Raw genomic sequence first — 22,607 nt, 5'->3', positions numbered from 1 at the left:
CAGTTATGGAACCACTGCGGCTGGGCGTGCTGGATTTGGCTCCGCGTTTGTCTGGGATTAGCGCGGAAACAGCATTGCGAGAGGCGTTGCTGCTGGCTCAGTCAGCAGAAGCCTGGGGCTATCATCGCTATTGGGTAGCGGAGCATCATGATATTCAGGGATTGGCCTGTCCATCGCCTGAAGTGCTGCTGGGGCATATTGGCGCATTGACCTCCCGGATTCAGCTTGGCTCCGGCGCGCTGCTCCTGCCCCATTACAGCCCGCTGAAGGTCGTGGAATCGTTCCACCTGTTATCAGCGCTGTGCCCGGGCAGAATCGAGCTTGGTCTCGGTCGGGCGCCGGGTGGGCCGCCGCATGCATCGATGGCGCTGAGCGGCAATTTCCTGAAAGCAGTAGCTGAGCTGCCCGAGACGATCAGGGCGGTGATGGAATTGCTTCAGGACGGCTACGCTTATGAGGGGCAGCCCGTTACCGCCCGGCCGCTGCCAGCCGTGCCGCCTGTGCCATGGTTACTCGGCACAGGCGTGCGCAGCGCGGAATATGCTGCCCGGTTTGGGACGGGCTATGTTTTTGGCAGCTACATGAGCGACAAAGAAGCTGAGCCGGTTCTGAAACAGTACCGGCGTAATTTTGAGCCTTCGCTGCTGATGCCGGAGCCGCGTAGCATGGTTGCGGTGGCTGTGATATGTGCAAGTAGCGCGGAGGAAGCTGCGCTGCTGGCTGAAGAGAGCAGATGGCCAGATCATGTAGAGCAGGGTGAGAGAGGCGCTGGCACTGGCACTGGCGAAGATAAATCGGGACCGCCATTGCTATGCGGTACACCGCAGCAGCTTAAGGAGAATCTGGAGCAGATGGCCCATCGGTGTGGCACTGGTGAGCTGCTGATTTTTACACCACTCAAGGACTATGAGAAGCGGAGGGCTTCTTATCGCCTGCTTGCAGAAAGTGTACTATCCCCGGGCAAAACCATATAAATTAATGCACGCCACTTGCCGAAAATATAGGAAGGGGCGTTTTTTTTCGTCATTTTTGAAATGAAAAGAAAGATTTGTAAACTCAATGTAAAATGTTGAAAAAAGATGAGGGGGCTCAAGGATATGGACAAAGCTTCAGGATTCAAGAATAAAAGTAAAAACCCGGCTTCCCGCTTGCCGGCAGGCAGACTCAAGAAAATCATATCCAACGGCAAACGAAGCATCAGCTTTAAATTTACCTCGGCTTATGTGGCTCTGGCACTGCTGGTGGTGATCAGTGGGGTACTCTCTCTTTTTCAAATGAACCGGATGCAGTCAAACAGCAGTGAAATCATTAGAGGGCTGATCCCCGAATTGAACGAGATTCACAGCATCAATTATTATACGGAGCATATTATGTCGCTTACTTTGCAGCATATCCAAAGCTCTCACAAGACAGAGATGAGCAAGCTGGAGGAGGAACGCGACGCTTATATCCGTAATGTAGCTACTGCCATGAAGAGCTATCAGAGCAAGCTTCAAGGTGAGGAGCAGACCAAACGCTTCGAGTCCCTGCGCAGCAAATGGACGGAATACATGATGATGAATGACCAGGTACTGAAACTAAGTCAGGGGAACGATGACCAGTTAGCGCTGGAAGTGTCCCGGAAGGGTATCTCTGCTTTTAATAACATGCAGGAGGACATGGAAGCCCTTGTGAAACACAGCGTGGAAGAAGGCAACAGCAAGGATAAGATTTCGGCAAACATTTTCCAGGGCTCCGTTATCGTGACGGTCATAACCATGCTGCTTGTGCTTGTAGTGATCGGGATCATCAATCTGGTCATCAACCGGGCGATGATTGTTCCTCTGAAGAAAGTGACGGTCCATTTGAAACGAATTGCTACCGGAGATTTGCAGGCCGAGGACACTCTGATTGGCAACGAGGATGAAATCGGCGTGCTGGCGAATACCGTGAATGAAATGAATCATGCGTTGTTGGATATTGTTAAAAGAATCCGTAGTGTATCCCAGATCATTGGTGATCAGAGTGAAACGCTGGTTCGCTCCATCACCGAGACTAAAGAGGGCGGCATGCAGATTGCCGTTACGATGGAGGAACTTGCAACAGCTTCCGGAAGTCAGGCTGAGGCCGCAGTGGATGCGTCCAAAGCGATTGAGAACCTGAACAAGCTGATTGAAGATTTTACGGGAAAAAGTCATGAACTGGGACTATATTCACTGGAAGTACTACATAAAGGCGAACGAGGCAAAGTTCTGATGGACAGCTCTGTTACATATATGAAGCAGATCACAGAGGCAGTATTGCAGTCTATGGCTACCCTGGAACAACTCAATAAGAAAAATGAGGGGATTTTTCGGCTTGTGGGTTCGATCCGTGGTATCGCCGAGCAGACCCATCTGCTGGCCATTAATGCAGCCATTGAAGCAGCAAGAGCTGGTGAGAGTGGACGCGGCTTTGCAGTGGTTGCGACAGAGGTGCGTAAGCTGTCTGAGGATGTACAGCGGACAGTAACGGAGATTACCGGCATTACGAAAGGGATTCAGCATGACTCCAAGGAAGTAGTGAGATATTTGCAGGACGGGGTGGTGAAGACCGAGGAAGGCAATGTGCAGATTGTGGAGACCGGGGCTGCGTTGTCAGACATTAATCAATCGGTTCAGGTGATGGTTGAAACAATGGAAGAGGTAGGAAACGATTTGAGACAGATGAAACAGTCCAGCGAGACGATGCATGAATTTAGCCAGCATATTTCGGCACTGTCACAGGAATCGGCCGCTTCGGTGGAAGAGACTTCGGCTTCAGCCCAGCAGCAGGTAAGCGCCACAAGCGAGGTCGCTGCCGGTGTTGAATATCTCAAATCCTTGTCCAGTGAGTTGAAGGAGTCTGTCTCCAGATTTCAAGTGTGATTAGCATTAAAAACGCCTCCGCACCCTTTACGAAGTCTGTAAAGAGTAGTGCGGAGGCTTATTGAGCACGCAGACCTAGTATTGTTGACTATAGTCAACTTTATTGAGAGACGGGGAACCTGTAGCAATATAGGATTTCAGATTCTCGGTAATAATATCAACAATGCGGTCGGTATAGCGATCCGTATTGCCGGCAGAATGCGGTGTAATGATCACCTGCTCCATTCCCCACAGCGGATGATCCTGCGGCAGCGGTTCGGTCTCGAATACATCCAGGCCGGCACCGCGGATATGACCCGATTGCAGGGCTTCAATCAAATCGCCGGTATGTGTGGTGCCTCCGCGGCCGATATTGATATAATAGGAACCTTCCTTGAACGCAGAGAAGACGGCAGCGTTGAATAAATGATGTGTATCGTCTGTAAGCGGCAATGTGTTGATCACAAAATCGCCTTGGCTAACCGCATCCTGCCATTGGCTGATCTGGAAGACCTCATTAAACTCCGCTGCCGGCTTGCCTGTACGGCTGACACCGACGGTCTTCATACGGAAAGCTTTAGCGATTCGCGCCGTTTCGCCCCCGATGGCTCCGGTGCCGAAGATGACAGCTGTCTTGCCGGACAATTCGGTTTCATTTCCATAGGAATGCCACTCACGCTTGCTCTGGTTAAGCACAGCCTTGTGCAGATTTCGGGTGAAGCTCAAGATGAAGCCGAAGATCACGGCTGCGATAGGTTCGGCATGTACGCCACTAGCTGTGGTTAGAAGGACACCACGTTCCTGCAGGCATTGTAGCGGCATTTTATCGATGCCGGCAGACCAGCTTTGTACCCAGCGCAGCTGCGATTCTCCGTCAAGCAGAGCCTCTCCGACTCCCTTAGCCCAGCCAATAACGATTTCGGCGCTCGCGAGCTGCTGAAGGTCTGGTTCCTTGGCGCTTCCCAATTCAAGTGTATAGCCCGGGGCGGCCTCTCTGATTTTTGCCTGCTGGCTCGGTGTCAGGGGCTGAAGGCATACAATGGATTTAGTCATGTTGGTTCCCTCCCGTTATGCTCTATGGTTGAACGAATAGATATGTTTAAGGATAACAAATCTACCACGAAAGGTGAAATGACCATGAAGAATGAAAAGGAAAGCCACGATAAAGAGCGCCTGTTCGTTGCAGTTCCTGTGCCCCCGGCGATTCGCGAATCTCTCGGGAGTCTGTGTCAGTCGCTTGCTACGGAAGTGTCATTTGCTAAATGGACACACCCCGAAGATTATCATATTACGTTGCAATTTCTGGGAGATACAGCGAAGCAGGACATCCCGGGTTTGATTGCAGCTCTTAAAAAAGTTGCCGCCGCAGGGACCCCGTTTGAACTTTCTCTGGAGAGCTTTGATACTTTTGGCCTTCCGGCTTCACCACGTGTATTATGGGCCGGCCTCAGCGGTGAATTGGAGAAACTTAATGCTCTGCAGAGCGCGGTAACTAACGCTACAGTGCCTTTAGGCTTTGTGGCAGAGGACAGATCTTATAAGCCGCATTTGACGCTAGCCCGGAAATATCGCGGTGACATCCCTTATAAGGCCGAATTTGTCGAATTTTCGGAGGTTTTACGGCAAAAACGGGAACATTTGTCCTCTATTCGACACTGGACGGTAGATAGCCTTGTGTTGTATGCTACCAGAATGTGTGCCATTCCTATGTATGAAAATGTTGAAAACATGACATTCTTCTAAAAAATTCGACAAAGGACAGTTTTCAAATCTTCCATTTTCGGTTACATAGAATAGGAATGTGCCGTGATATAGGAGGAGAATTATGGTTATTTATAAACAAAACCGCTATATTGCGCTGCTTATTGGCGTGATACTGGTGAGTTTCTCAGCGATAAACTTGCTGCATCCCGAACCAACGACAGAAGGGAAGTTAACTAAAGTCCAGGGTAAACTGAGTGCGCCCCCAGTGACCTCGGCGCTGGAGCTGGCACCAAAGACAACAGCTTCTAATCATACGAGGATACAGATACAAAGTACGATACATCCGGTGATCAGCAGTGCTGTGATACAACCCAAGCCGGACTGGAGCCTTCAGCAGAAGGCTGAGTGGTTGAGCCGCCAAACCATTGCCGCCGCAGACACGGTTAAACCTGCTGTGGTCAAGGGAGCCGCCGTCAAAACAAAGGCTGCAGCTATACCAGTCACACCAGCGGTACAACAGACGCTGCAAAAAACGGCAACGGCATCAAAGGGGAGTCAGACCGAAGCAAAGAAGGTCGCGGCAACTCAGCAACATCCCCCCATCATATTGTACTTCTCCCGGACGGAGCTACTAAGCCAGGAACAGAAAGATAAAGCAACCTGGCGCTACGCAGTTTCCGGAGAAGACCTGCTTCTGCTGCAGAAAATTGTCATGGCAGAGGCGGAAGGCGAACCGTACAAGGGCAAAGTGGCAGTTGCCAACGTTGTTCTGAATCGGCTACGGTCAGCCAATTTCCCCGACACGATGCATAAAGTAATCTATCAGAAGAGACAGTTCAGTCCAGTGGCGAACGGTCGTCTTAATCGCGTGAAGCCTAATGAGGATTGTATCAAGGCTGTTAACGCCGCACTATCGGGAATCAAGGAGGTTACAGACGACACCTATTTCTTTTTGTCGCTAAAACTTGCGCAGGATTTGACGGTACATCATACCCAGAAGTATGCCAAAACAATCGGCAATCATACTTTTTATAAATAATTTGATTTTTTGGGGAACCTCAGCTCATTATAGGGTAAGTATTCTATTATGAACCTGGAGGTAGAACTGTTGTCATGAAAATCACTTATTATGGACATTCAGCCTTGCTGGTAGAGTCCGAAAGCTGCAAAGTCATCTTTGATCCCTTTCTGTCAGGGAATCCAAACTCCGGTATCTCTCCCGATGAAATTACGGTAGATGCGGTTTTACTTACCCATGCCCATTCCGACCATTTTGGCGATGCGCTCGCTATTGCTGCGCGTAATCAATGCCCTATCTTTGCTGTATATGAGCTGGCGGAGTATTGCCGTTCCAAGGGAGCAGAGGTTAGGCATATGAACATTGGCGGCAGCCATACGTACGGCGGGTTTACCGTCAAGTACACCCAGGCCATTCATTCTTCCTCGATCGCAGAGGGGGATTCATGGATATACGGAGGTGAAGCGGCAGGAATCCTGCTGACCACTGACGGCAAGACGCTGTTTCATTCCGGGGACACATCGCTTTTTGGCGATATGCGCCTGATTGGGGAGCGGAACGATATTGATCTGGCTGCACTGCCGATTGGGGACATGCTAACTATGGGACCTGACGATGCACTGCTAGCTGCACGTTGGCTGCGGGCAGATAAGGTTATTCCTCTTCATTACAATACGTTTCCTGCCATTGCCCAGGACGGCGACAATTTCTGCAATAGGCTGCGCCAAGAAGGGATCACAGGCTTTCCGCTTAAACCTGGAGAGAGTGTCGATATATAATTTCAGCTTCTGCACAAAATAAGAGGGTGCCGGCAGCCAATGGCTTGCCGGACACCCTCTTATTGTTTCGTTTCTATAATATGCAAGACAACCAAGTCGAGCAGGCAGTAGCTGCTTCCGCTCAAGGCGTCAGCAGAACAGCCTCCTCGCTTCGAGGCTGTGATCTTGATCCCCGGCTCTCAGACAGGCCGCTTGCAGGCTTGCCGAGCATCTCCAGGACCGTGGCCGCGCAGTGGCGCGGCTGGTGCCGGTCAGGAGCCAGCCGGCGCTTCCGCTGCTCCTCCAGCGAGCCTCTCTCCCGGATCATTCGGGTGAACCATTTGTCCACGACTGCGGCGTCCAGGACCTCCGCTAGCCCCAGCTCCACGAAGTATTGGCAGTTCTTTTCCTCCTGACCAGGAATCGCTTTGTAGAACAGCATTGGGATGCCTTTGGCCTGGCCTTCCGTACAGGTCATGCCGCCGGGCTTAGTGATCAGCAGGTCGGACGCGTCCATCAGCTTGTTGATCTCCTTGCTGTAGCCGATAATCTTGACATTGGGGTGACTAAGCAGCGGGTTGCTCTGCATTTTGGACACGAGCTTGTCATTGCTGCCCATACAAAAGATAAGCTGAATCTCGTTCATCTGTGAGGTGAGCGAGGTCATGACATCTTTGCCGAACATTAGACCCCAGCCGCCGCCCATAATCAGCACGGTGGGGATGTCAGCGAGGCCGAGTTCTTTGCGAAGCTGGGTTTTATTCGATCTTTCCCAGAACTTGGGATGCACCGGAATGCCAGTCACGGTCACATACTCGGCAGGAATGCCGCGGCCGGTAAGAATGGCCTTAACGCGGGCAGTGGACACCAGATAGCGGTCTACCTCGTCGTTCACCCAGCTTCCATGCGCGTCATAATCCGTAATCAACGTATACAGTGGCACATTAAGGCCCTGTCGCTTCAGGCGGGAGATGACGGCAGCCGGAATGGGGTGGGTACAGATAATCAGGTCAGGCTTGAGCTGCTCAATGACCTGTGCAGCGTGAGTATAAAAAATCCGGTGAAGGGCTAGTTTGGTCAACCGGTTCAGTGATTTGTTGTATTGGGTCTTATACATCATGCCGACCAGTTTGGGCTGGCTGCTGACGGTTCTTCGGTAAGCGGAAAGAATCCAAGGAGCGACCGTTGGGTTAAGAAATCTGCCCAGCTCGATTACCCGGCATTGCACATCCGGATTCAGCAGCTTTATTCCTTCGGCCAGAGCATAGGCTGCCCCTGTATGGCCTGTTCCAAAGCCTTCCGAAAACAGCAGTACTCTTTTCTTTCGCATAAGTTCACCTGCTACTTTCCTTCATGAGTAGAATTGCGGCAATCTATCTATACTATATACGTGGCAAATCCTCACTCTTCTCACATTATACAAATAAGACGTAAATAGAAAGTTAAAACACTGCAATAAAATAAAAAAATAAAATGTTTAGCCTCAAGGTATTGCAAATATATAGGCAAAGTGCTAAAGTAATAAATGACCAATTGACCGGATTAGTAAAGTGGTCAGAAGTTCAATGGTAACCATTATTTCTTGAGAAGGGATGTGTACGGGTGGCTGTGGTAGATCGAAGGCAGCAGGTGCTTCAGGCCGCGACCAAATCATTTTCATTATTCGGCTATAAAGCGACCACGATGGATCAGGTGGCCAAGATAGCTAATGTCGGCAAAGGAACCATCTACACCTTTTTTACGAACAAGGAACAGCTGTTTGATGAAATCCTGCGTGACATGATGACTGAGATGAAAATGATTGCCGAGCGGGAGATCAGGCGCGACAAGCCCTTCTTTGATAACCTGCACCGCGTGCTGGATGCCTTGTTGGAATTTCGAAGTGAACACGAGCTATTCATCAAGCTTTCCCAGGAAAATCGCGAATTCGGAACGCCGCAGGCTCAAGAAGGACTCGATAAGATCGAGAGCGTAGTATTGGAATATATCGAACGGGAGGTGGAACTCGCAATTCGACAGGGTGAGATCAAGCCCTGCGACCCTAAAATTGTATCGGTGGTAATGTTCAGGCTGTACATTGTGCTGACTGCCGAGCTGAACAAAACGCACACGCCTTTGGACAAAGAGCAAATTAAGGACTACTTTCGTTTGTTTCTCGCTGAAGGGCTGGCACAGTAATGTTTAGAATCGGCGTAGGGATGGCGCTCCTCATATCTGCTTTCCCTATCATTTATTTCTTCATACCTTGTTTGGCCATAATTTATGCAAAAAGGTTTCCTGCTTCGTCGCAAGCACACCGAGATGGTGCTTTTTTTATGGCTTTGATTGACTGAATGGGGAAAACGGTCACTTGGTGTTACAGTAATATTTCATACGTACAGCATTAAAGAAACACAACAAACACATTTAAAAAGAGCATATGTTCAAAAGGAGAGAACCAGAATGAAATCATTATCCGTGTTTATCAAGGACCTTGGTGCGGCTCTTAGAAATCCTAAGTTGCTGATCCCGATCATAGTTGTCCTCTTCATTCCGGTGATGTATAGCGGATTGTTCCTGAAGGCATTCTGGGACCCGTACGGCAAAATGAATGAACTGCCGGTCGCCGTGGTGAACCAAGATAAGGGCGCCAATTATGAAGGAAAAGAATTGACAGCCGGCAGTGACATGATAGAAGTACTTAAGGAGACGGATGGCTTTCAGTGGAATTTTGTAAGTCGTGAAGAAGCTGACGCCGGTCTTAAGAGCAACAAGTACTACATGTCCATTATCGTACCTGAGGATTTCTCCGAAAAGGCAACAACGCTGCTGGATAAAGATCCGCAGCCGGCCAAAATTATTTTTGAACCGAATGAAGGCTACAACTTCCTGGCTGGACAAATCGGGGGAACGGCCGTGAAGGAAATCAAGGCGAAAGTATCTGCTAAGATCACCGAAGCTTATACTGAATCCGTCTTTGATAAAATCACTGAAATCTCCAGCGGTCTTGGCGACGCAGGAGAGGGCGCGGGCAAGATTGCCGACGGCGCAGGCAAGCTGGATGACGGTGCGCTGAAATTGAAAGAGAACCTGCTGGTGCTGACCGATGGCACAGGCAAATTGAAAGATGGCGTAGAGCCACTTACTAAAGGCGTTACTGATCTGAATACTGGTGCAGCTGCCCTGGAATCAGGCACCAGCACATTGGCTGGTGGATTGCAGCAGTTGTCTGCTGCACAGAAGCAGCTTCAAGACGGCTTGAACCAAAGCTCGTCCGGTAGTAAGCAGCTCAGCACTGGTCTCCAGCAGGCCGTTACTGGTACAACGAAGCTGCAAGAAGGAACTAAGGCCGCTGTAGACGGCACAAGCAAGCTGCAAGCAGGCGCACAATCCCTGGTTGACGGCAGCAGCAAGCTGCAGGCGGGATTGAACTCCTCTACAGAAGGCAGCGCGCAGTTGGAAGCCGGTCTGAAGGCTTCCGCAGAAGGCAGCGCCAAAGTCACTGAAGGTGCAAAAGCAGTATCTGACGGCCTGCAGCAGCTGGCTCAGTCGAATCCGCAGCTTGCGGAGAATCCGGCAGTGCAAAAGCTGCTCGCCGCGAGCAAAGCGGTCGCTGACGGCAACGCACAGCTTCAGCAAAGCCAGCAGCAGCTGGCACAAGGCGCAAGCGCCCTGCACAGCGGCCAAGAACAGCTTGCCCAAGGTGCGGCGCAGCTGAACGCGGGCTCACAGCAGCTTGCAGGCGGCGTAAGCCAACTGCATGACGGTGCCAAGCAGCTGAACGCAGGCAGCACACAGCTGCTGCAAGGACAGCAGAAGCTGGCGCAAGGCGCTTCTGCGCTGGCAGCGGGCGGCGATAAGCTGACCGCTGGTATGAAGCAGTTCGGCGAGAAGCTGAGTGAAGCAGCAGCCGGCGGCAGCAAGCTGGCCGATGGCGGAAAAGCGCTGGGCGCAGGTACTTCGAAGCTTCTGAACGGAGTTGGCGAGCTGGGTAACGGTATCAACGCTGTAGCAGATGGCTCCAAGAAGCTGGCGGACGGTGCCGGAGAACTGAAGAACGGGATGGCTGATCTGAAATCCGGTTCCAATGAACTGGCTACCAAACTCGATGATGCTGCCGAGAAGACAAGTGCTGTAAGCAAAACAGATGCTATGGTTCAAATGTTTGCTGAGCCTGTTGTTATCGAAGATCATGCAATCAACAAAGTACCTAACTACGGTACAGGTTTTGCACCATACTTCCTGTCGCTGGGCCTTTTCGTAGGGGCACTTATCTGCACGCTGGTTATTCCTACGCGTGAATCAGAGGTTGCAGAAGCAACCCGGTTCAACCGCTTTATCAGCCGTACACTGACATTCTCGATGATGAGTCTGCTTCAATCGTTGATGGCGGCGATGATTGTCCTGTATGGTCTGGGTCTGGAAGTACAGAGTGTACCTCTGTTCTATCTGTTCACTTTCATCACAAGTCTTGCCTACATGATGATCATCCAGGCGCTTGTAACCTGGTTGGCTAACCCGGGCCGCTTCATTGTCATTGTCATTCTGATCTTCCAATTGACAACAAGCGCCGGTACATTCCCGCTGGAACTGATTCCAGACTGGATGCAGTTCTTTAACCCGATACTGCCAATGACATACAGTGTTGCAGGATTAAAGGCAGTGATCTCTACCGGAGATTACAGCGCAATGTGGGGCGATATGGGAAGACTTGCTATCTATGGCGTGGTCTTCATGATGCTTACCCTCGCTTACTTCATGACACGCAGTCAGGATAATGAAATGGCTTTGAAGAATGAAAAAGTATTAACTGTATAATCGGTAAGCTGTTTTGGTTTGGCCTATACAACAAGAAGCGCTCCCATGTGGAGCGCTTCTTGCGCATTTAGAAGTGACATTTTTCGTTAAAAAAGACGCTAGGTTAGGAAAATTTATGAAACATTTTTCAGTGCAAAAAAAATAATGCAAAGAATATGTATTACTCTACATGGAAATGCAAATAAATCTTTGGTTAAGTAAAGCTGTACAGCAAAAACTATAGTTATCAACATCATAAAAAACTATAATTTGCCCAGCATAAACCCCGGTGATACACTAGTAAAACCAAATCACCGCGGAATAATTATTTAGATTTTAATATGTCAAATTTTCTCGAGATACCGCCCCACTTTATTATAGAAAGGTTGCGTAAGATGAGACACACTGAACTGCCCCGCAAACAGGGCCTGTATGATCCCCAGTTCGAAAAAGATGCTTGCGGCATGGGATTTGTTGCCCATATTAAAGGCGTACCGTCCCATGAAATCGTAAGTAATGCTCTGACCATGCTCATTAACATGGAGCATCGGGGAGGCCAGGGAAGCGAGCCGAACTCCGGTGACGGAGCCGGCATTATGCTGCAAATCCCGCATCGTTTCTTTGCCTTAGAAGCCAAGAAGCTTGGCTTTGAACTGCCTGAGCAAGGCCATTATGGCGTGGGTATGATCTTTCTGTCTCATAACGAGGAGATCAGAGCCCGCCATGAGGCTCTCTTGAGCGAGATTATTGCCGAAGAAGGCCAAGAGGTGCTCGGCTACCGCGACGTACCTACTTTTGACGAGATGCTGGGTAAGACGGCTAAAGCCGCCAAGCCTTATGTGCGTCAGGTCTTTATCGGCCGTTCCGCAGCGGTATCCGATGAGCTGGCCTTCGAGCGGAAACTATACGTCATCCGCAGACGGGCTGAGCTGGCTATCCGTTACAGCGGTGCAGAAGAGGGAGAATCCTTCTATCTGCCAAGCTTATCTTGTCGCAAAATCGTTTATAAAGGAATGTTGACCACAGAGCAGGTGGGACAATTCTATCTTGATCTGCAGGATGAGAATCTGGAATCGGCAATTGCGCTGCTTCACTCTCGTTTCAGTACCAATACGTTCCCGAGCTGGGAACGCGCTCACCCGTACCGCTTCATGATTCATAACGGTGAGATTAATACGCTGCGCGGAAATGTGAACTGGATGCATGCCCGCCAATCACTGTTCAAGAGTGATGTGTTCGGCGAATCCCTCGATAAGATCAAGCCAGTCATCAATCCGGATGGTTCCGATACTGGGATGTTCGATAACACATTTGAGTTCCTGTACCTGAGCGGCCGCTCGTTGCCGCAGGTAGCCATGATGATGGTACCTGAGCCTTGGAACAACCATGACACCATGGATGAGCAGAAGAAAGCATTCTATCAATACCATAGCACCCTGATGGAGCCTTGGGACGGACCGGCTGCAATGGGCTTCACTGACGGCGTGCAGATCGGTGCGATGCTTGACCGTAACGGATTGCGTCCTGCGCGTTACTACGTTACAAAAGACGATAAGATTATCCTGTCTTCTGAAGCCGGCGTACTGGATATCCCGGCAGAGAACGTGCTGTACAAGGATCGTCTGAAGCCAGGCCGCATGCTGCTCGTGGATACGAAGGAAGGCCGCATCATTTCTGATGAGGAAGTGAAGGCAGCCATCGTCTCTGAACGCCCTTATCGTGAATGGCTGGATGAGCATCTGATTAGCCTCGATGAGCTTCCGGATGCGCCGGAGCTTCCTAATCCGAAGCATGACAATGTACTCCAATTGCAGCAGTCGTTCGGCTATACATTTGAGGATCTGCGCAAGGTGCTTGAGCCAATGGCATCCACCGGCGCAGAAGCTGTTACCTCTATGGGTTACGATGCTCCGCTTGCGGTGCTGTCTGACCGACCACAGCGTCTGTACAATTACTTCAAGCAGATGTTTGCCCAAGTAACGAATCCGCCAATTGATGCGATTCGTGAAGAGCTGGTCACTTCCACGACGACTACGATCGGTCCTGAGCGCAACTTGCTGAAGCCGGAACCGGAAAGCTGTCGGCAAATCTCCTTAGAGACACCGATCTTGTCCAATGAAGACTTCGCCAAAGTTCGCCATGTTCGCCGTGCAGGCTTCAAGTCGATGACCATTCCGATTCTTTTCCCGGCTGAGCTGGGCGCCGAAGGCATGCGTATCGCGATTGACCGGCTGGCTGAGGCGGCAGACCGCGTTATCGCCAAGGGCCACAACATTCTGATTCTGTCCGACCGCGGTGTGGACCGTGAGAATGCAGCGATTCCGGCCCTGCTGGCCGTAGCAAGTCTGCATCACCATCTGATCCGCCAAGGCACCCGGACCAAGGTTAGCATCCTGCTGGAATCCGGCGAGCCGCGCGAAGTGCACCATTATGCACTGTTGCTCGGCTATGGCGTCAGTGCGGTGAACCCTTATCTGGCGTTCGAAAGTCTGGACGATATGATCAGCCAAGGCTTGCTGCGCGGCATCTCGCATGCTAAGGCCGTGAAGAACTATATCAAAGCTGCGACGAAGAGCGTAGTTAAAATACTATCCAAGATGGGGATTTCGACCATCCAATCTTACCGCGGCGCACAAATCTTTGAAGCTGTCGGTCTGAATTCCGATTTCGTGGATCGTTACTTCACCTGGACGCCTTCCCGCATCGGCGGTATTGGCCTTGAGGAAGTGGCTGCGGAAGCACTGGCTCATCATAACCGGGCCTTTACCGAGAAGGACGGGAATGACAAGGTGCTGGATTCCGGCGGCGACTACCAATGGCGCAGCGACGGGGAAGAGCATTTGTTCAACCCGCAGACCATTCACCTTCTCCAGCACTCTGTGCGCAGTGGTGACTATAAGATGTACAAGAAATATGCTGCGCTTGTTCAAGGCGAGAGTGAGAAGCACTTGACCCTCCGGTCTCTGCTGGAATTCAACTCCCCTTATGAGCCGGTTCCGCTGGAAGAGGTCGAATCCGTAGAATCGATCATGAAACGCTTTAAGACTGGTGCGATGTCCTTCGGTTCGATCAGTAAGGAAGCGCATGAGACTTTGGCTATCGCGATGAACCGCATTGGCGGCAAGAGCAACACCGGTGAGGGCGGTGAAGACCCGGCACGTTACATTCCTGACAGCAACGGCGATTCCCGCCGTAGTGCGATTAAGCAGGTCGCTTCAGGACGCTTCGGGGTTACCTCGAACTATCTGGTGAATGCCGATGAGATTCAGATCAAAATGGCGCAAGGCGCGAAGCCAGGTGAAGGCGGACAGCTTCCGGGGCGCAAGGTATATCCTTGGGTTGCCGAGGTCCGTGGCTCCACAGCAGGCGTAGGTTTGATCTCGCCGCCGCCTCACCATGACATCTACTCTATCGAGGATTTGGCGGAGCTGATCTATGATCTGAAGAATGCCAATCCACGTGCAAATATCAACGTGAAGCTGGTCTCTGAAGTGGGCGTAGGAACGATTGCGGCCGGAGTAGCCAAAGGCCGGGCCGATATCATTCTGGTCAGCGGTTATGATGGCGGTACAGGCGCTTCGCCGATGAACTCGATCCGTCATGCCGGTCTCCCATGGGAGCTTGGTCTTGCTGAAACGCACCAGACGCTGATTCTCAACAATCTCCGTGACCGTGTAGTGCTCGAGACAGACGGCAAAATGCTTAGCGGACGTGACCTTGCTGTAGCGGTACTGCTCGGAGCAGAAGAGTACGGCTTCTCGACAGCGCCACTGGTGGCTGTTGGCTGTATCATGATGCGTGTATGCCAAATGGATACCTGTCCGGTGGGTGTAGCTACCCAGAACCCTGATCTGCGTAAAAATTTCACAGGTGACCCACATCATGTGGTTAACTTCATGAATTTCGTAGCACAAGATCTGCGTGAAATCATGGCGGAGCTTGGTTTCCGTACCATTGAAGAGATGGTTGGGCGTACCGATTGTCTCGATGCTGTGAAGGCTTCGTACCACTGGAAGAAGAAGGGCGTTGACCTTAGTAGCCTGCTTCATACACCAGAGCTTCCAGAAGGCAGCACGCGCTTCCGCAGCCAGTATCAGAACCATGGCCTGGATGAGACACTCGATGTCTCCAAGCTGCTTGAACTGGCAGCTCCGGCACTCGAGAATGGTACTGTAGTTGAAGCCTCCTTGCCGATTACGAACGTGAACCGTGCAGTAGGTACGATCCTGGGTAGTGAGCTGACCCGTAAATACGGAGCGGCGGGTCTGCCGGAAGATACGATTCGTCTTCACTTCTCCGGTTCTGCCGGTCAAAGTTTGGGAGCGTTCGTGCCGAAGGGGATCACGATTACTGTTGAAGGGGACTCCAATGACTATGTCGGTAAAGGATTGTCCGGTGGTAAGCTGATCATCAAGCCGTCACCGCAAGCTACCTTTGCAGCTGAGGATAATATCATCATCGGAAATACGGCATTGTACGGAGCCACTAGCGGGGAAGCCTATATTAACGGTATCGCCGGTGAACGCTTCGCAGTCCGTAACTCCGGGGCGAATGTAGTGGTTGAAGGCGTAGGTGACCATGGTTGTGAATACATGACCGGCGGGCGTGTAGTTGTCCTGGGTGAGACTGGACGCAACTTCGCGGCTGGAATGTCGGGCGGTATCGCCTATGTCTACGATCCGGACAATAGCTTCATCCAGCGCTGCAACCTCGAAATGGTTCTGCTGGAACGGGTAGAAGAGCCTGAGGAAGCTGAGGAGCTGTTCAATCTGATCTCCCGTCACAATGAGCTGACAGGTAGTGCGATTGGCGCGCGGGTTCTTGAGCAATGGAATGACAATCTGCCGCAGTTTGTTCGTGTTATTCCTAAGGATTACAAACGGATGATGCAACAGATTCGCAAGGTGGAGCAGACCGGCTTGTCCGGGGAAGCTGCCTTGATGGCCGCTTTTGAAGCCAATATGCGTGAGCTTGCCCGTGTAGGCGGTTAAGCGGAACGCAGGTCACTGTAATGATGAATTAAAGAATAGAGGGATTTGGTCCTGCTCTGCAGTGCAGGAGGGGCCAAATCCCTTTTTTATGATATGATATAATATTACATTTTTAGGGAAAATAAGATATGTGGTACACTGGAATGGTTAATTAGAAAAGAAAAGGTGTTTCTATACGAGAGAGGAAGTGAGACTATGCTGACGGCAGAACTTGCCGAACCGGTTGCCAGGCTACAGGGTGTGACCAAAAAAATCGGCTCTAAGACGCTGGTAAGCGATCTGACACTGGATATCCCGGCAGGCCAAATCTTCGGTTTTCTGGGGCCGAATGGCGCTGGTAAAACGACTACGATTCGGATGATGGTAGGCTTAATCTCGATCAGCCGAGGGGATATTTTGATCTGCGGCCGAAGCATTAAAGAACATTTTGAAGAAGCGGTGTCCCATGTCGGTGCTATCGTTGAGAATCCGGAGATGTACAAATTCCTGACTGGATATCAGAATCTCCGCCAATACGCGAGAATGGTAAGCGGCGTAACGAAGCAGCGGATCGATGAGGTCATAAAGCTGGTAGGGCTTGATAACCGAATCCATGATAAGGTGAAAACCTATTCCCTGGGAATGCGGCAACGGCTGGGTGTGGCCCAGGCACTGCTGCATCGGCCGAAGCTGTTGATTTTGGACGAGCCGACTAATGGACTGGATCCTCAGGGCATTCGCGAGTTGCGGGATTACTTGCGCCGGTTATGTCAGCAGGAGGGGACGACGGTTTTCGTATCCAGCCATTTGCTCTCCGAGATGGAATTAATGTGTGATAGTGTAGCCATTATTCAAAATGGCCGGCTGGTGGATGTTAGACAGCTGAAGAACGTAGGCGATACAGTGGTAGCGGCGGCAGAAACCTTGTTCGAAGTGGATCAAGCGGAAACTGCGATGGCCTTGGTTGGCCGGGGGATTGTAAAGGATGGAGGCCTTGTGCTGGAAGTGACACGCGAGGAAATTCCGGCTATGAATGAGCTGCTGGTCAAGGGTGGGGTTAAGGTGTACGGAATTAGGGCCTTGTCCCGTTCGCTGGAAGATCAATTCTTGGAAATGACCGGAGGTGAAGGCATTGGGTAAATTCACGGGACTCATACATAATGAGAATATCAAAATCTACAGCAGGGCGCGTACCTGGGTGATGCTGTTGATTCTGGCAGTCATGAGTGCGCTGATGCCAGTGTTGTTCTACTTCTCTGCCAGTGACAAGAGTCATCTCATGGGGCTTTGGGAGACCTTCCAAATGACTGTGAGTGTGGCCTTTTTCCTGAATACAATATTTACAGTTGTTGTGGCCTCAGACTCCATAGCGGGCGAATTCTCCTGGGGGACCATCAAGCTGTTATTGATTCGCCCGTGGAGCCGTTCTAAAATACTGCTATCCAAATACATTTCCATGGTGTTATTCAGTCTGCTAAGTACAGTGGTGCTGATTGCGTTTGGTCTGGGCTCTGCATACCTATTCTCTTCTCAAACGGGAGACGTTATGACTTCCCTGACGGGCTGGAGTCCTTCAGCCTATTCCTTTATGGATTTGTTGTTCCGTTATGTGGAGTTGTTCTTGACCGCGACGCTGGCCTTTATGGTATCCAGTGTATTCCGGGCCAGCGGCCTGGCTATCGGTCTATCGTTGTTTATTATATTTGCCAAAAATCTGATTGTGATCATCTTCAACCCAGACCGATATGAGTGGGCGAAGTATCTGCTGTTTACCCACATGGACCTGCGGGTATATCTGTCTTCGGATGTTGGTCCCGGAGGAGTCACACTAGGCTTCTCGATTGCCGTGCTGGCTGCGTATTATTTGCTGTTCCTGCTGATCTCCTGGATTGTGTTCCGCAAGCGGGATGTAGCGGCTTAGGCCCAAGCGATCATCCAGCTTCACGTGCATTCTGCGCTTTGGCAGCACGTGCGGCGGCCTTGTCCGGCTTTGCCTGCTGTTCTTGCCCGCCCGCTGATTCCGGGGCGGGCTGTTTCATGTCTACCGAACCGTTCAAGAGGCTGCCTTCCATAATGTTAAGCGTGGCGGCTGAAATATTGCCATGCAGCTGGCCACTGCCCGTCATGATGAGCCTGCGGTTCGCGGTGACATCACCGTATACTTTTCCGGCAATGATAATCTCCTCCGCAGTAATGCTGGAGCGAACAGTTCCCTGTTCGCCCACAGTGACTGTACCGCTGCACTCAATCTCTCCGCTGAAGGTCCCTTCAATCCGTAAATTGGTGTCGCAATGTACCTTTCCTTCCAGGGTGCCTCCGTGCCCGATCAATGAATCCGTAGACTTGATGGGTGTAGCTTTCCCTCGTTTGTTCCACATTTTATTTCCTCCCATTCCATATGGCCTGAATACACAGTTTTAAGGTTTTACATAGGTCAGCGGGTTCACCGGGCTGTTCTGTTTGACTACTTGAAAGTGAAGGTGGGGACCGGTGCTGCGTCCGGTACTGCCTACCAGTCCGATTTTTTGTCCCTTGGCTACTTTCTCTCCAGGAGAGACGTTCATTCCGCTAAGATGCATATACCATGTTTCCAATCCGTTCGGGTGTTTGACGACAATATATTTGCCTCTGGCGCTCTGCTGATCCACCGCAACAACTTCGCCGGAGAGGGCTGCAAAGACGGGATCTCCGGTTTTAGCCGCGATGTCGATCCCGGAATGGAAGGCAGATACACTTTTGAAAGGATCAGAGCGGTAGCCGAAATTTGAGGAGATGACTTTGGAGAGCGTCGGCCACGTTACCCCAGAATCCAGTTTTTGCTTCTGGGCCTCCACTTGTTTGGCTTGTTTCTGGGCTGCTTGGGTGCTGGCTTCTTTAGCCTGATGAATGGTATTGGAGATCCGGCCCAGCATTTCATCCAGGATACTGTGAATTTCCTCGAAATCATCCTTGGTATCCTCTATCAGCTGAAAAGGATCATTCTGGTGCACGGCGATATATTCACCGCCTACCTGTGGAGTTACCGTATCGCCGATGATGCCGCTCATGGCTCCGATCCGGAAACGGATAGCGGTGGAAGCGGGTGAGTTAGCAGGCTCCGGTACGAAAATTACAGAGGATGCTGTACTAGTGGATGAATCCTCTTGACGAATGCCCGCTGTCTTACTGACCGAGTTGACAGTAGCCTTGGAGGCGGAGGTGAGATCCACTGCAGCTGAGGCAGAGCTTCCTTTGCTCGCAGTAGCAGCAGAGGAAGAATTCGCATTGGAAGCAACAGAATTATCGTTATTCATTCCAGAACGACTCCCCGAGGCTGCTGCGGACGGTGCACCAGCTGGCGTAGTTTTCTCTTTGTCCAGAAGGGACTGCAGTTGCTTCTCCAGTTCACTTACATTCTTTAACCGGTCCCTGATATTCTCAGCTTCTTCCGACAATTCCGAGACCTGACTGCGCAGATGGAGTAATGTCTGGTCTTTGTCCGCGACCTGCATTTCCATACGAAGATTATTCAAGGACAGCGCAGCAGCTTCTGCTTCCAGTTCGGCAATCGACTTCGATGCATGAAAATGCATGGAGGTGACCAGACTGGAGATAGATAGAGCGGCTGCAGCCGGCAGGGCCAACGCCATCGGCCTGGATAGCTGAAGCTGTCGGACCGGACGCCCGGCATCCCGGACAACGAGCAGTGTAATCCCGCTCTTATCTGGCTGACTTTTCATAGCGTCTCCTTCCTGCGGCTTTAGGCAGCCGCTCCTGTATTGCTGCGGGCAGGCAGTGGATCGTTCCGCAGTTCTATCCGATTTGTCCTATTACTCTATGTATTCCATATCTTTCGGGAACATGACAATGGTTTGTTGAAAAAAAGAAGAGCTTTGGCCGCAGTGGCTGTGCTCTAATTACTGAGAGGGAGTCGGCTGTATGAAGGTGCTTGCCATAATTCTAGTTCTCTTTATTGTTCAGCTGGCTGTAATTCTGCTGCTTGAATTTAGGCGCCCGCAGCGGGCAGTAGCCTGGATGTTCCTCACTTTTTGCTGCCCCCCGCTAGGGTTGCTTTTCTATTATGCGCTAGGGCGCGATTTTCGGAGAAAACGTTCATTGAGCCGGAAGTGCATTACCCGGCAGCCTGAAATACACGCTCATGTCTCCGGCAAAAGCCGTGTAGTCAAAAAGCTGGAGGAGTGCGGGAACCCGGAGTTCGCCCAGCAAAGAGAGCTGTTATCTCTGCTTTCTGGACTGTCGAAAAGCCCGATTACCGGCTGTAATACCACTCGGCTACTTTCCAGCACAGAAGAAGCATACACCTCCATGCTGGAAGCGATGGAAGACGCCCGTGAGCATATTCATATGGAATTCTATATCTTTCGGGATGATGAGATTGGAGATCGGTTCCAGGATGTGATGATTCGCAAAGCCCGGCAAGGGGTTAAGGTGCGCCTGTTGTGTGATGGGATGGGCAGTCATGCCCTAAGCCGCAGATATATCCAGACGCTGCGCAGAGCCGGTGTCGAGGTGCATTTCTTTTTGCCGCCACTGCTTTCGCTGCTGGAAGGGCGTTTCAATTACCGCAACCACCGTAAACTCTTGATCATAGATGGATTAGTGGGGTTTACCGGCGGGATGAATGTGGGGGACGAGTATCTCGGCCGGGATCCCAAAATAGGCTACTGGCGCGACACACAGCTGCGTCTGGAGGGGGACGCCGTTTATTTTATACAATACGTCTTCTTAAAGGACTGGAAGCTGGCCTCCGGTGAAGGAGTAAGCCATCCCCGTCTGTTTCCGGTTCATGCCTGCGTGGGGGAAGAGGCGGTGAAGATTGTGCCGAGTGGACCGGATGGTCAAATGGATGCCTCGCAAGAGATGTATTTTGGAGCCCTGTGCGCTGCGAAGAGTCGGATTTGGATTTCCACGCCATACTTTATTCCCGATCCCGCCATTTGCCGGGCGCTGAAGAGTGCAGTGCTCAAGGGGGTTGATGTCAGGATTGTTATCCCGGCGAAGCCAGACAACTGGGTAGTTTATTATGCATCCTTGTCTTATTTGGAGAATCTGCAAGATGCAGGCGTGAAATTCTACCGCTATACCAAGGGGTTCATGCATGCCAAAATCATGGTAGCCGACGAATTGCTGGCTGCGGTGGGCAGCGTAAACCTTGATATGCGGAGCTTCTACTCCAATTTTGAGCTGACAGCAGTGCTGCTGGACCTTAAAGCTATATCAGCGGTTGCAGATGGATTTCAACGGGATTTGAAGCATAGTGAGTTCATAAATCCGGAGCAATTTAGAGAGAGAGGCTGGCTTGTCAAGCTGGGTGAGGGTATTTGTCAGTTGTTATCACCACTTCTATGACAGGAAAAGTGACAAACAACAAAATTCTTGAACGTTTTTTACAGGAAGCATTCATTATGGAACGTTTATTTATGATATAATAAAGTGTACAAATCAGAAATGTAAGAGATGAACCTCATAACTTATGTTTCAAAATTATACTGTAATTGTAGGGGGAGTTCTATGAATGTGAGTCAAGAACTGTTTGCGAAAGAAGGCAGACCACAAAAGTCCGGAGCAATCAAAACGGCGAAGCTCGCGCAACGAGTTGTTATGCTGGCCATAGGGGCAGCGATGATGTCGGTTGCACTGGAGATATTCCTTGTCCCGAATCAGATGATTGACGGTGGTATTACAGGGATCTCGATCATGCTGTCGCATATCTTTGATATTCCCCTCGGTATTCTGTTGACGCTGCTTAACCTTCCATTTCTGTTGATCGGCTATAAGCAAATCGGTAAAACGTTCGCTTTGTCCACTTTATTTGCCGTAGTCCTGATGTCCATAGGAACCCAGTTGCTGCATCCTGTGAAACCTTTCACCTCGGATCCACTGCTGGCTGCCGTCTTTGGCGGTATCATTCTGGGCGTAGGCGTCGGGCTGGTTGTCCGTTATGGTGGATCGCTGGATGGTACGGAAATTGTGGCGATTCTGGTTGCCAAGAGACTACCGTTTTCTGTAGGCGAAGTTGTAATGTTCTTTAACTTGTTTATTCTATCGGGTGCAGGCTTTGTGTTCGGCTGGAATAATGCAATGTTCTCACTTATTGCCTATTATATAGCATTCAAATTGATTGATATTACACTTGAAGGTTTGGATCAGTCGAAGTCGGTATGGATTATCAGCGAGAAATTCCGTGATATCGGAGAAGCGCTGACAGAGCGCCTTGGGCGTGGTGTTACTTATTTGGATGGAGAAGGCGGTTTCTCCGGCGAGAACAAGAAAGTGATCTTTGTTGTTATTACTCGTCTGGAAGAAGCTAAGCTGAAAGCCATTGTAGAGGATTGGGATTCTGACGCATTCGTTGCGATCGGTAATATCCATGATGTCAAGGGTGGACGCTTTAAGAAAAAATCCATCCATTAGCGAAGCTCGGGTGCGGGCTTTAACTCACTGAAAGAAGGTATATTTACGAACGATCGCTCAATAAATACGGCGGAACCATCTTTATGTGCCGTATTCTTATATA

Annotated in this window: 16 protein-coding genes; 12 read left to right on the top strand and 4 right to left on the bottom strand. The window is 50.7% G+C overall.

Annotated elements, in window-relative coordinates; genetic code table 11:
* The first annotated feature begins 5 nt into the window (after positions 1 to 5).
* Both ACFRAM_RS19385 and ACFRAM_RS19380 read left to right on the top strand, forming a co-directional pair.
* Complete coding sequence (locus ACFRAM_RS19385) at positions 6 to 974, top strand: MsnO8 family LLM class oxidoreductase (RefSeq protein ID WP_379467254.1); 969 nt, start codon at positions 6 to 8, stop codon at positions 972 to 974.
* Positions 975 to 1,097: 123 nt separating this feature from the next.
* Positions 1,098 to 2,885: a methyl-accepting chemotaxis protein gene (locus tag ACFRAM_RS19380; RefSeq protein WP_379467253.1), complete on the top strand. Its 1,788-nt coding sequence runs from the start codon at positions 1,098 to 1,100 to the stop codon at positions 2,883 to 2,885.
* Between the two features lie 75 nt (positions 2,886 to 2,960).
* Here ACFRAM_RS19380 and ACFRAM_RS19375 read toward each other — a convergent pair whose 3' ends face one another.
* Positions 2,961 to 3,917 carry a D-2-hydroxyacid dehydrogenase gene (locus tag ACFRAM_RS19375; protein ID WP_379467252.1) on the bottom strand — a complete coding sequence of 319 codons (957 nt, stop codon included), beginning with the start codon at positions 3,915 to 3,917 and terminating at the stop codon, positions 2,961 to 2,963.
* Between the two features lie 84 nt (positions 3,918 to 4,001).
* On the opposite strand from ACFRAM_RS19375, the gene thpR reads away from it, so the two are divergent.
* The 3 genes from thpR (at position 4,002) to ACFRAM_RS19360 (ending at position 6,365) form a co-directional block, all read left to right on the top strand.
* On the top strand, positions 4,002 to 4,607 hold the full coding sequence (gene thpR / locus ACFRAM_RS19370) for an RNA 2',3'-cyclic phosphodiesterase (protein WP_379467251.1): 606 nt from the start codon (positions 4,002 to 4,004) through the stop codon (positions 4,605 to 4,607).
* A gap of 82 nt (positions 4,608 to 4,689) precedes the next feature.
* Positions 4,690 to 5,607, top strand: a complete 918-nt coding sequence (locus tag ACFRAM_RS19365) for a cell wall hydrolase (protein WP_379467250.1) — start codon at positions 4,690 to 4,692, stop codon at positions 5,605 to 5,607.
* A gap of 74 nt (positions 5,608 to 5,681) precedes the next feature.
* Positions 5,682 to 6,365, top strand: coding sequence for a metal-dependent hydrolase (locus ACFRAM_RS19360; protein WP_379467249.1), 684 nt, complete (start codon positions 5,682 to 5,684; stop codon positions 6,363 to 6,365).
* Between the two features lie 121 nt (positions 6,366 to 6,486).
* Here ACFRAM_RS19360 and ACFRAM_RS19355 read toward each other — a convergent pair whose 3' ends face one another.
* The gene (locus ACFRAM_RS19355; protein ID WP_379467248.1) at positions 6,487 to 7,674 is read right to left on the bottom strand and encodes an MGDG synthase family glycosyltransferase; all 1,188 of its coding nucleotides are present in this window, start codon (positions 7,672 to 7,674) and stop codon (positions 6,487 to 6,489) included.
* Positions 7,675 to 7,946: 272 nt separating this feature from the next.
* Here ACFRAM_RS19355 and ACFRAM_RS19350 point away from each other — a divergent pair, with 272 nt between their 5' ends.
* From ACFRAM_RS19350 to ACFRAM_RS19330, 5 genes are all read left to right on the top strand, one after another.
* Positions 7,947 to 8,522 carry a TetR/AcrR family transcriptional regulator gene (locus ACFRAM_RS19350; protein ID WP_175373923.1) on the top strand — a complete coding sequence of 192 codons (576 nt, stop codon included), beginning with the start codon at positions 7,947 to 7,949 and terminating at the stop codon, positions 8,520 to 8,522.
* Between the two features lie 264 nt (positions 8,523 to 8,786).
* On the top strand, positions 8,787 to 11,141 hold the full coding sequence (locus ACFRAM_RS19345; RefSeq protein WP_379467247.1) for a YhgE/Pip family protein: 2,355 nt from the start codon (positions 8,787 to 8,789) through the stop codon (positions 11,139 to 11,141).
* A gap of 374 nt (positions 11,142 to 11,515) precedes the next feature.
* Entirely contained in the window at positions 11,516 to 16,111 is a 4,596-nt protein-coding gene (gene gltB, locus ACFRAM_RS19340; RefSeq protein WP_379467246.1) for a glutamate synthase large subunit, read from the top strand.
* Positions 16,112 to 16,306: 195 nt separating this feature from the next.
* A complete protein-coding gene (locus ACFRAM_RS19335) occupies positions 16,307 to 17,230 on the top strand; it encodes an ABC transporter ATP-binding protein (RefSeq protein WP_379467245.1) in 924 nt (307 codons plus the stop codon).
* Complete coding sequence (locus ACFRAM_RS19330) at positions 17,223 to 18,011, top strand: ABC transporter permease (protein ID WP_379467244.1); 789 nt, start codon at positions 17,223 to 17,225, stop codon at positions 18,009 to 18,011. Before ACFRAM_RS19335 ends, ACFRAM_RS19330 begins: the two co-directional genes overlap by 8 nt.
* Positions 18,012 to 18,021: 10 nt before the next feature.
* On the opposite strand, the gene ACFRAM_RS19325 is transcribed toward ACFRAM_RS19330, so the two are convergent.
* Positions 18,022 to 18,468 carry a bactofilin family protein gene (locus ACFRAM_RS19325; protein WP_379467243.1) on the bottom strand — a complete coding sequence of 149 codons (447 nt, stop codon included), beginning with the start codon at positions 18,466 to 18,468 and terminating at the stop codon, positions 18,022 to 18,024.
* 39 nt (positions 18,469 to 18,507) lie between these two features.
* Positions 18,508 to 19,809 carry a M23 family metallopeptidase gene (locus ACFRAM_RS19320; RefSeq protein WP_379467242.1) on the bottom strand — a complete coding sequence of 434 codons (1,302 nt, stop codon included), beginning with the start codon at positions 19,807 to 19,809 and terminating at the stop codon, positions 18,508 to 18,510.
* 199 nt (positions 19,810 to 20,008) lie between these two features.
* On the opposite strand from ACFRAM_RS19320, the gene cls reads away from it, so the two are divergent.
* A complete protein-coding gene (gene cls, locus ACFRAM_RS19315; protein WP_379467241.1) occupies positions 20,009 to 21,439 on the top strand; it encodes a cardiolipin synthase in 1,431 nt (476 codons plus the stop codon).
* Between the two features lie 162 nt (positions 21,440 to 21,601).
* Positions 21,602 to 22,504: a YitT family protein gene (locus tag ACFRAM_RS19310; RefSeq protein ID WP_379467240.1), complete on the top strand. Its 903-nt coding sequence runs from the start codon at positions 21,602 to 21,604 to the stop codon at positions 22,502 to 22,504.
* Positions 22,505 to 22,607: the final 103 nt, after the last annotated feature.

It is taken from the genome of Paenibacillus sp. NPDC056722, from assembly GCF_042790635.1.
Taxonomy (GTDB): domain Bacteria; phylum Bacillota; class Bacilli; order Paenibacillales; family Paenibacillaceae; genus Paenibacillus_AQ; species Paenibacillus_AQ agri.
The sequence above is the reverse complement of the archived record's forward strand: the minus strand, read 5'-3'. Positions and strand labels throughout refer to the sequence as shown.